This window comes from Dietzia cercidiphylli (assembly GCF_014145145.1).
GTDB classification, from domain to species: Bacteria; Actinomycetota; Actinomycetes; order Mycobacteriales; family Mycobacteriaceae; genus Dietzia; species Dietzia natronolimnaea.
Genome location: NZ_JAALEA010000051.1, coordinates 1 through 9,600, shown reverse-complemented (window position 1 = coordinate 9,600; position 9,600 = coordinate 1). Strand labels below are relative to the sequence as shown.

Genomic DNA, 9,600 nt, shown 5'->3' with positions numbered 1-9,600 from the left:
TGTTGTGGACCGACCCGGTGTTGTGGACCGACCCCGTGTGGTGGACCGACCCCGTGATGTGGACCGATCCCGTTCCTCCGGGTGCGGACAGGTCGACCCCGACAGCGGCGGCCGCCGCGGCGAACACGGGGACACCGGGGACGATCTGCCACCCGATTCCCGCCGCATCGAGAGCGCGGAGTTCCCGGTCCACCTCGTGGTGCGACGACGGATCCCCCGGGATGAGCCGGACGACCCGGTCGCCCCGCTCGCACGCCGACCGGATCTCGACGACGACGTCCGGGAGGGGCATTCCTGTCGTGTCCACCAGACGGGCCGTCGGCGGACAGAGGGCCAGCACCTCGCCGGGCACGTGACCGCCCTCGAACAGACAGGTCCCGCAGCGGGCGAGCAACCGGGAGGCGCGGACGGTGAGCAGATCCGCGGCGCCGGGTCCGACGCCGATGAACCGGGCGGTCACCGGGCGCGGTCATCCGCGGCGGGGGCGCTCACCGCGGCATCCGTCGCCACAGCGGCTGCGGCACGAGCCGGGCCACGGCGAACATCACCCGCAGCTGCCACGGGATCCACACCACCCCGGCCCGACGGGCCCGCACCCGATCGACGACCGCGTCGGCCACCTGGTCGGGAGTGGAGGAGAACGGGGCGGGGTCCATCCCCTCGGTCATCCGGCCGATCACGAACCCCGGGCGGGGGATCACCAGCGTCACGCCCGTGCCGTGGAGGGCGTCGGCCATCCCCGAGGCGAAACCGTCGAGACCGGCCTTGGCGGAGCCGTACACGTAGTTCGCCCGCCTGACCCGTTGGCCGGCGACGGACGAGAACGCCACCAGCACCCCGCGCCCCCGGGACTTCATCCGCTCCGCCAGAACCGTGAGCAGGGCGGCCTGGGCCACGAAGTCGGTGTGCAGGATCCTGGCCGCAGTCGCCGCGTCTCTCTCGGCCACCTCCTGATCGCCCAGGATCCCGAACGCCAGCACGGCGATCGAGATCTCACCGATCCGGGACTCGACATCCTCCACGACCCGGGCGTGAGAGTCGAGGTCGTCGGCGTCGAAGTCCATGATCTCGACGGCCACCGCCCCGGCCGCCGTGAGGGGGGCTGCCAGCGCGGAGACGTCCCGTCCGGGGCGAGTGGCGAGGACGACCGTGCATCCGTCTGCGAGACGCCGGGCGACGGCCAGACCGATCTCGCTCCGGCCACCGAAGATCACGACGACCTCGCCACCCGGTGCGCGCCGGGGCGAGGGGGCTGCTGGGGTGGACATGAGGGAATTGTCCCACGCACGTCGTCGCGGTCCGCGTCGGCTCGCTGTGGCAGGCTCGCCGCTATGTCCCGCACACTGGCAGACCTCTCCCCCGACGCCCACGAGTTCCTCGCCGAGTACCACCTGGGCACGCTCACCACCCTCCGCCGCGACGGTTCACCGCACGTGGTGGCGGTGGGCTTCACCATCGACCCCGAGTCGGGGCTGGCCCGCGTGATCACCCGGCGGGGATCGCAGAAGGCGCGCAACGCCGCGCGCGGCGGGCGGGCAGCGGTCTCCCACGTCGACCGCGGCCGCTGGTTGACCTTCGAGGGGCACGCGCGGCTGCTCACCGACGAGGCCTCGGTCCGCGAGGGCGAGCGCCGATACGGGTTGCGCTACCGCGAACCGAAGCCCAATCCCGAGCGCGTCGTGGTGGCGATCGAGGTGGACCGGGTCCTGGGCTCCGCCCAGATGTTCACCGGGACCGGGCTCGGACGCTAGAGCTTCCCCGGGGATCGCCGGCCGAGGACACGGACCGGGGCGCGAGATCAGAGGACCCGGAGACCCCGGTCACCGGTGTTCAGGTCACGCCGGCCGTCCTCCGTCACCGCGACGATGTCCTCGAGACGGGCACCCCACCCGCCCGCCGTGTAGATCCCGGGCTCGACGGAGAACACCATGCCCTCCGCCAGCACGGTGTCGGCCCCGGGCGCGACGAACGGGGGCTCGTGCAGCCCCAGACCGATCCCGTGTCCGGTGCGGTGGAGGAACAACTCCCCGAGCCCCGCGGCCGCGAGGTGTTCGCGGGCCGCGGCGTCGACCTCGCCGATCGCGACGCCCGGGCGCACCGCCTCCCGGGCCAGACGCTGCGCCTCCTGCAGCACCGCGTACGCCTCGGCGATCCCGGGGTCGGGCGCCCCCATCGAGTACGTGCGGGTGCAATCCGAGTGGTACCCGCTCTCGAGTGGCCCGCCGATGTCCACCACGACGATGTCCCCCGGTTCGATCACGCGGTCTGAGACCCCGTGGTGCGGGTCGGCGCCGTTGGGCCCCGAGCCGACGATCACGAACTCGGCGTGTGTGAGCCCCTCCTGCACGATCGCGGCGGAGATCAGCTCACCCACCTGCTCCTCGCTACGACCGACCTCGAGGAACTCACCCATCCGCGCGTGGACCGCGTCGATACGGCGGGCGGCCTCGGCGAGCTGGTCGAGCTCGTGCGGCGTCTTGACGGCCCGCACGTGGTCGATCACCTCCGAGGCCAGGATCACCTCACCGTCGACACCCAGCTGGAGTGGGACGAGATGGAGCGCGGGCAGCGCGGTCGAGACGGCGATCCGGCCCCACACCGTGCCCGCGACCAGAGGGACCGCGTCCGTACCGTCCGCCCAGGGATGGATGTCCGCGCCCACCCGGGCGGCGGCCCGGCGGGTGACACCGGTGAGCTCGAGCGCAGGGAGCACGAGGAGGGGCGTTCCGTCCCCGACGGGCACGACGAGGGCCGTGAGCCGCTCGTGGGACTCCATGCGTTCGCCGGTGAGGTAGTCCATGTCCTCGCCCGAGTACACCACCACGTGATCGATCCCGAGCTCGCGCGCTCGATCACGCACCGCCGTCAGTCGCCGGGCGTGGGTGTCCGAGGGGCCGGTGCTCATCCCCCCACCCTAGGTCGTCGGGCGTCGCGGGCGCCCGCCGTCCGCTCCCGGCGGACCACTGTCACCTCGCCCTCTCACGGGGAGGACTATTCTGACGCCAGGTCGATACCCGGCCCACACTCGACCCGAGGAGGCGCGGTGTCCCAGGGCCCGCTCATGGTTCTCGACAGTGCCGGCCTGTGGTTCCGCGCGTTCCACTCGGTACCGGAGAAGATCACCGGACCCGACGGCGCACCGGCCAACGCGGTGCGTGGATTCTGCGACATGGTGTCGGTGCTCCTCGAGGAGTACTCGCCGGCCGGACTGGTGGCGGCCCTGGACCGCGAGTGGCGCCCCGACTGGCGTGTGGGGTTGGTTCCGTCGTACAAGGCCCACCGTGTCGGGGACGACGGCGGGGAGGACGCGCCCGCCTCACTCCACCCGCAGGTCGGCGCGATACGGGAGATCCTCACCGCCGCTGGTATCACGCAGGCGTCCGCCGCCGACGCCGAAGCCGACGACGTCCTGGCGGAACTTGCCGCGCGTGATCGCGAGGTGCTGGTGGTGACCGGCGACCGCGACCTGTTCCAGCTGGCGTCGGCGAGCACCACGGTCGTGTACGTGGGGGCGGGGATGAAGAAGCGACTCGCGTACACCCCCGAGGTCGTCGCGGAGCGCTTCGATCTTCCCCTCGGCGACGACGCGCGCGTGTACGCCGACTACGCGGTACTCGTCGGTGACGCCTCCGACGGCCTGCCGGGGGTGGCGGGGATCGGCACCAAGACCGCGGCCTCCCTCGTGCGGGAGTACGGGGGCCTCGACGGCATCGTGGAGGCCGCTGAGGACGACGGATCTGGTCTCACCGCCCGGCAGCGGAAGGCGGTTCTCGAGGCCACCGACTATCTGACCGCCGCCCGCGGAGTGGTCCGTCTGCGGGGTCGCGGGTTCGAGTTCGAGTTCGAGGGTGATACCGACGGCCGGCGCGGACACGTGGACCGGGCGCGGTTGGACGCCCTCGGTGAGGCCACGGGACAGGCGCGTGCGATCGGGCGTCTGGAGAAGGCGGCCTCGGTCCTGGACCCGGCCTGAGAGCCGTCGCCGGTCCCCTGCAGGCCCGGGGCCGGTCATCTCCCGCGCCGGAAATCACCAGCGCCAGTCATCGATAAGAGCGTTCCGCACACCCTCTTCTCGCACGATGTGTGCGGAACGCTCTTCGCGATGGAGGGATGGCGCGACTGCGCGGTGGAGGGATGGCGCGACGGGGGTCAGACCGTGTGGTCGAGCACGACCCCGCGACGTAGGGACCCCACGGCCGACCGTGCCGTCCGCGCGAGATCGGGCTCGGCGACCTGCCCGACCTGGGCCAGGACGTCCACGACCAGCCGCGCGGAGCGAACGAAGTCCCCGGCGGTGAGTTCCACGCCCTCCTGCCACGAGGCGGCGAGGATCGACGACAGCGCGCCACCCGACACCCAGTGGTGCAGGACCGGTGCGAGCCCCGCGTCCAGATCCGGGGTCGAGGGCAGGTGGTGAGCCTTCTCGGTCGCGGCGACGTCGGCGGCGACGAGTTCGGTCTCGGCGAGGGCCGCGCGCAGCAGTTCGTCGGAGGGTTCGCGGACCACCGCGTCACTGCGGGGGTGGGCCACGACGGTGGCGATCACCGCCGCCAACCCGGCCGGGTCCAGCCCGGCCCACACGCCGCGTCGGAGACACTCGGCCACGAACAGGTCCTGCTCGGTGTGCACACCCGCGAGAAGGCGGCCGGCGTCCGTGGCGCGGATCTCGCCCTCCCGGTCCTCCAGGTAACCCAGGTGCTCCAGCAGACCGACGATCCTCCGGAAACGGCGGGCCAGGGAGTCGGAGTCGGATTCCACCTCGGCGGTGAGCTCGGCCACGTCCGCCGCTGCCCGGGCCCAGCGTTCGTGGAGACGTGCCAGCGAGTCGACCAGCGGGTCGTCGTGGAGGGGGTGTTGGCGCACGGCGCGGCGCGCCGCGGCGATCCGCGGGTCCTTGCGGACGGGCTTGCCGCCGGCGTTCTTCATCCGACCCCGGGCTTTACCCCGGAGTCCCTCCATCCGATGGACCAGCGCCCGCTTGGCCCGCCCGTCGAGCTTGCGTCGGCCGCGGGGCAGATCGACCCTCCCCACCGGGACGGGGGGTGCCGCGAAGTCCTGCTGGCGCAGCCAGCCGGTCCAGCCGGTGTCGGTCAGGCACAGCAGTGCCGGGTCGGCGGGGATATCGGTGCGGACCTGCAGCACCGTGGCGACCATGCCGAACCGTTTGCGGCCCACGGTGATCACCGAACCCGCGGTCTGTTTGAGCATCGCCGCGCGGACGGAGTCCAGCCGGTCGTCCCGGGTCGCCTTCTCGGTGGACTTCTCCAGTCGGCCGAGGTCCGCACGGAGCGACATGTACTCGTCGAGCTGCCGGTCTCCGCCGGCGTCCTCGAGATCGGCCCGGATTCGGTCCCTCTCATCGGTCCTGCGTTCCACCGCCCGGGACCGGGACACCAGCGTGCGGTCGGTCTGGAACTGCGCGAACGACCTGCCGATCAGCGAGGTGGCCTCCGCCACGCCGAGTTGCTCCACGAGGTTGACGGCCATGGAGTAGTCGGGTGTGAACGCACTGCGCAGTGGGAATCGCGGGGTGTCGACCAGTGCGGACAGTGCGTCCAGGTCGAGGTCGGGCTGGTCCAGCACCACCGCGGTGCCCTTGGTGTCGATCCCCCGCCTCCCGGCGCGCCCGGTGATCTGCGAGTACTCCGCGGAGGTGAGCATGGCGTGGGTGTCGCCGTTGAACTTGGTGGTCTTCTCCAGGACGACCGCGCGGGCCGGCATGTGGATTCCCAGGGCGAGGGTCTCGGTGGCGAACACCACCTTGATCAGACCCGCCGAGAACAACTCCTCCACGATGGTCCGGAACAGCGGCAGCATCCCCGCGTGGTGGGCCGCGATGCCGCTGACCAGCCCGGCCCGGAAGGCGGTGAAGTCGAGCGCGTCCAGGTCGTGTCGGGGCACCTGTGCGCATGCGGCGTCGACGTGCGAGGCGATCCGCCGGGACTCCTCCCCGGTGGTCAGCCGCAACCGGGCCCGCCGCATCTGCGAGACCGCCCCGTCGCAGCCCGCCCGGGAGAACACGAAGTAGATCGCGGGCAGCAGATGGTCGTCGTCGAGCTTCTCGATGACGTCCTGGCGCCGCGCCCATTGCGCTCGGGGCCGGGCCGCGACCCGCTCGTCGTGATATCCGCCTCGGGTGCGCCGCCGTTGGTCGGCCGCCGCGCGGACCGGGATCAGATCCCCGTCCGTGTAGAGCATGTGTGCGAGCGGAACGGGCCTCAGCTCGGAGAGCACCACGGCGGTGTCCCCCCGGATCTCGCTGATCCAGTCCCCCAGCTCGTCGGTGTTGCTCAGCGTCGCCGACAGGCCCACCAGTCGAACCGCCGGATCGAGGGTGAGGATGATCTCCTCCCACACCACCCCTCGCGACCGATCACCCAGGTAGTGGATCTCGTCCATGACCACACAGTCCAGGTCGTGCAGGGCGGAGGAGCCGGAATAGATCATGTTCCGGAGGACCTCGGTGGTCATCACCACCACCGGGGCGTCGGCGTCGATCGAGTGGTCCCCGGTGAGCAACCCCACGTTCTCGGGCCCGAACCGATGACGGAACTGCCGGAACTTCTGATTGCTCAGCGCTTTGACGGGCGTGGTGTAGAAGCACCTGCCGCCGCCGGACAACGCCCGGTGGGCCGCGTACTCCCCGATGAGCGTCTTGCCCGAGCCGGTGGGCGCCGAGACGAGCAGATTGCGGCCGGCGTCGAGCGCGGTGAACGCCTCCAGCTGGAACGGGTCCGGGTCGAAGCCCTCCGTCTGCAGGAACGATTCGAGCAGCGTGCCCGAATCGTGGGGCTCAGAGCGTGTCGTCATACATCGCCCCACCCGACGGCGCCTGGAGGGGCCGGGCACCACCGAGTGGCTCGGGTGCGGACAGCGGGCCGGTGGACCGGACCGCACCGGAGCCGTCGAGGCGCTCGGACGGGCCCAGCGGCGACGCGGACTCGTCGTCGACCTCGAGCCACTCCTCGCGGTTCCTGCTCTTGCGCTTGTCGTGGATGCGGGCGAACTGGATGGACATCTCCACCAGGATGCACACCGCCCCGGCGAGGGCCAGCATCGAGAACGGGTCCTGCCCGGGCGAGGCCACGGCGGCGAAGACGAAGATCCCCATGATGATCCCGCGGCGGGACCTGGCGAGCACCTCGTACCGGAGCACTCCGGCGACGTTGAGCATCGCGATGAGCAACGGGATCTCGAAGCTCACCCCGAAGATCAGGATCAGCTGGATGAGGAAGGTGAAGTACTGCGTACCTGAGAGGGCGGTGGTCTGGACGTTGTCGCCGATCGAGAGCAGGAACTCGAGGGCGAAGACGATGACGATGTAGGCCAGGACGGCGCCGCCGATGAACAGGACGGCGGCGAGGAACGTGAAGGCGATCCCGTAGCGCTTCTCGTTCTTGTGCAGGCCGGGAGTGATGAAGGCCCACAACTGGTAGAGCCAGACCGGGCTGGCCAGCACGATGCCGGCGGTCGCGGCCACCTTAAGACGCAGCATGAACTGCTCGAAGGGGCCGGTGGCGAGGAGGCGGCACTGGTCCCCCGAGTCGCCGAGTTGGAGGCGGGCACCGGGTGGGATGTCGCAGTACGGTCCGGTGAGGATCTCACCCAGCGAGGGGACTCCGAAGAATCCGCTGCCGTACCACCAGAAGCCGAAGCCCAGCGTCACCACGATCGCCGCGAGGGCGATGAGCAGCCTCGTGCGCAGCTCGTAGATGTGCTCGATGAGCGGCATCGTGCCGTCGGGGTTCCGGGGCCGGCGCCTGCGCTTGGACAGCAGCCGACCGGCGCCGCCCCTGGGGGTGGCGCCGGTCTTCTCCGGTCCGCTCTGCGTCATCGGTGAGGTGGCCTGCTACCGCTGGGGGCCGGTGCCGCCGTCGTACGGCGCGGTGGGATCGAAGGGCTGCTGGGGGTGGCCGGGCTGCTGCGGCTGCTGACCCTGCGGCTGCTGGTACGGCTGCTGACCCTGCGGCTGCTGGTACGGCTGGCCCGGCTGCTGGGTCTGCGGCTGCTGGTACGGCTGCTGCGGGGCCGGCGGGTAGCCCTGTGCCTGGGGCTGCGCCTGCTGGGGCTGCGCCTGCGGCTGGACGTACTGCGCCGCGGTCGGCTGGCCGGCCTGCGTGAGCGCCTCAGGCTCGGCCGGCTTGTCGTCGTTCTGCATCTCCTTGATCTCCGACTTGAAGATCCGCATCGACCGGCCGAGACCGCGCGCGGCGTCGGGGAGCTTCTTGGAGCCGAAGAGAATCAGCACCACCGCGAGGACGATGAGCCAGTGCCAGATGCTCAACGCACCCATGTCAACCTCCGTTTGTGGGACAACATGCCCATGCTAACGCACCGAGGCCGACAGGCGTTGTCGCGGTCCTCGTCTGCAAAGGCGGTGACCAGCGGGTTCACCACGATTTCACGTCGACGATATCGAGTCGTCGCCTGCCGAGTAGAGCGCGAGTCCCGCGGTGGCCCGGGCGGCGATCTCCGCGGCCAGCGCGGGGTCCGACGGCGTCACCACGTCTGCGTGCCCGAGCAGGAACCTGACCAGCCACGCCCGGTCGTGATAGGCGATCGAAACGTCCAGATCTCCGTCCGGGCGCCGGACGACATCGTGGAAGCCGAACTCGTCGAGGAACCACGCCGCCGCCGCGGGGACGACGGCCCGCTCCATCAGGACGCCCGCCTCGCCGTCGTCCTGGGGTTCCGGTCCGAGCGCGCGGCGCGGTCCGACCTCCTCCACCCCGCTCATCCGGTCGGTGCGGAACGTCCTCCACTGACCCGTCCCGCGGTCGACGCCGTGGACGTAGGAGTGGCCGTCGGAGACCGAGAGGCGAGCGGGATCGACCACCCGGGTGGTGGAGGTGTCGGAACTGGCCGAGTGGTAGACGAATCGCAGCGCGTGTCCGTCGTGGACCGCGGTGCGCACCACATCGGCATCCGGGGTGGTGGTCTCCGGACGGGCGGCGTCGACGCCGCGTCCCCTGGCACCCGATTCGACACCCGCCGCGGTCCGGAGGGTCCGAAGCAGATCGCGCAGGGCGGTCTGGTCGACCACCTCGGGATGATCCAGGAAGATCGCGAGCCCGGTCTCCAGGGTGACGGCCTCCGCGGCGGTGAGGCGGACGGGCCGGTCGATCCCGGCGGTGAACGTCACCTCGACCAGCTCGGCGTCGTCGAGGTCCTCGGACGAGAACGCCAGGTCGATGAGGTCGCCCGGGCCGTACCCGGGGAGCCCGCAGGACCACAGCTGCCACAGGGCGTCCCGGAGCTGCTTGTCCGACATGCCGAGGTCCCGCGCGGCGTCGGCCACGGGCACGGCTCCCCGGGAGTGGAAGTACGGGACCACGCTGAGCAGGGTCGCCAACGGGACGGCACGGGGGGTCATCGGACGGCCTCCTGCGCCGCGGTGAGAATGGTCACGACCCGGACGCGCAGCTCGGCGGGTCTCAGGGCGACGGCGTCGGCGCCCTGGGAGGCGACCATCGACGACAGCTCGCCGAGGGGGGCACTCACCTCCAGGTCGATGCCGGCGCGACCGAACCGGGTCGCGGGCCCGGAACCGCGGGCCATCGCCCGGAGTTCGGCGGCGTGGCCGTCCGCCGCCCACACCGT

Annotated in this window: 9 protein-coding genes and 1 pseudogene; 2 read left to right on the top strand and 8 right to left on the bottom strand. The window is 71.4% G+C overall.

Annotation, left to right across the window (positions count from 1 at the left end):
* Positions 1 to 460 (bottom strand): SAM-dependent methyltransferase (locus tag G6028_RS02625; RefSeq protein WP_338404127.1); only part of this gene is annotated, 460 nt, incomplete at its 3' end.
* Between the two features lie 28 nt (positions 461 to 488).
* On the bottom strand, positions 489 to 1,268 hold the full coding sequence (locus G6028_RS02620; RefSeq protein WP_182657957.1) for a decaprenylphospho-beta-D-erythro-pentofuranosid-2-ulose 2-reductase: 780 nt from the start codon (positions 1,266 to 1,268) through the stop codon (positions 489 to 491).
* A 63-nt stretch (positions 1,269 to 1,331) separates the two neighbouring features.
* Between G6028_RS02620 and G6028_RS02615 the strand changes: the two genes are divergently transcribed.
* Positions 1,332 to 1,751, top strand: a complete 420-nt coding sequence (locus tag G6028_RS02615; RefSeq protein ID WP_182643907.1) for a pyridoxamine 5'-phosphate oxidase family protein — start codon at positions 1,332 to 1,334, stop codon at positions 1,749 to 1,751.
* A gap of 47 nt (positions 1,752 to 1,798) precedes the next feature.
* On the opposite strand, the gene G6028_RS02610 is transcribed toward G6028_RS02615, so the two are convergent.
* Positions 1,799 to 2,905, bottom strand: coding sequence for a M24 family metallopeptidase (locus G6028_RS02610; protein ID WP_182657956.1), 1,107 nt, complete (start codon positions 2,903 to 2,905; stop codon positions 1,799 to 1,801).
* A gap of 138 nt (positions 2,906 to 3,043) precedes the next feature.
* Here G6028_RS02610 and G6028_RS02605 point away from each other — a divergent pair, with 138 nt between their 5' ends.
* Complete coding sequence (locus G6028_RS02605; RefSeq protein WP_182657955.1) at positions 3,044 to 3,973, top strand: 5'-3' exonuclease H3TH domain-containing protein; 930 nt, start codon at positions 3,044 to 3,046, stop codon at positions 3,971 to 3,973.
* A 176-nt stretch (positions 3,974 to 4,149) separates the two neighbouring features.
* Here G6028_RS02605 and G6028_RS02600 read toward each other — a convergent pair whose 3' ends face one another.
* From G6028_RS02600 to G6028_RS02580, 5 genes and pseudogenes are all read right to left on the bottom strand, one after another.
* Positions 4,150 to 6,810 (bottom strand): DEAD/DEAH box helicase, encoded by a 2,661-nt coding sequence (locus G6028_RS02600; RefSeq protein WP_182657954.1) that lies wholly within the window; start codon positions 6,808 to 6,810, stop codon positions 4,150 to 4,152.
* The gene (gene tatC / locus G6028_RS02595; RefSeq protein ID WP_241730486.1) at positions 6,794 to 7,732 is read right to left on the bottom strand and encodes a twin-arginine translocase subunit TatC; all 939 of its coding nucleotides are present in this window, start codon (positions 7,730 to 7,732) and stop codon (positions 6,794 to 6,796) included. The genes G6028_RS02600 and tatC overlap by 17 nt, the downstream gene beginning before the upstream one ends.
* A 117-nt stretch (positions 7,733 to 7,849) precedes the next feature.
* Positions 7,850 to 8,293 carry a Sec-independent protein translocase subunit TatA gene (gene tatA, locus G6028_RS02590; RefSeq protein ID WP_182657953.1) on the bottom strand — a complete coding sequence of 148 codons (444 nt, stop codon included), beginning with the start codon at positions 8,291 to 8,293 and terminating at the stop codon, positions 7,850 to 7,852.
* Between the two features lie 108 nt (positions 8,294 to 8,401).
* Positions 8,402 to 9,373, bottom strand: a complete 972-nt coding sequence (locus G6028_RS02585; RefSeq protein WP_182657952.1) for a helix-turn-helix transcriptional regulator — start codon at positions 9,371 to 9,373, stop codon at positions 8,402 to 8,404.
* Positions 9,370 to 9,600: pseudogene (locus tag G6028_RS02580) on the bottom strand (helix-turn-helix transcriptional regulator); the annotation flags it as partial. The gene G6028_RS02585 and the pseudogene G6028_RS02580, both read right to left, overlap by 4 nt.

Coding starts and splice junctions, on each gene's coding strand:
- tatA (WP_182657953.1), bottom strand. CDS start 8,293: ATGGGTGCGTTGAGCATCTGGCACTGGCTCATCGTCCTCGCGGTGGTG.
- G6028_RS02620 (WP_182657957.1), bottom strand. CDS start 1,268: ATGTCCACCCCAGCAGCCCCCTCGCCCCGGCGCGCACCGGGTGGCGAG.
- G6028_RS02615 (WP_182643907.1), top strand. CDS start 1,332: ATGTCCCGCACACTGGCAGACCTCTCCCCCGACGCCCACGAGTTCCTC.
- tatC (WP_241730486.1), bottom strand. CDS start 7,732: ATGCCGCTCATCGAGCACATCTACGAGCTGCGCACGAGGCTGCTCATC.
- G6028_RS02600 (WP_182657954.1), bottom strand. CDS start 6,810: ATGACGACACGCTCTGAGCCCCACGATTCGGGCACGCTGCTCGAATCG.
- G6028_RS02585 (WP_182657952.1), bottom strand. CDS start 9,373: ATGACCCCCCGTGCCGTCCCGTTGGCGACCCTGCTCAGCGTGGTCCCG.
- G6028_RS02610 (WP_182657956.1), bottom strand. CDS start 2,905: ATGAGCACCGGCCCCTCGGACACCCACGCCCGGCGACTGACGGCGGTG.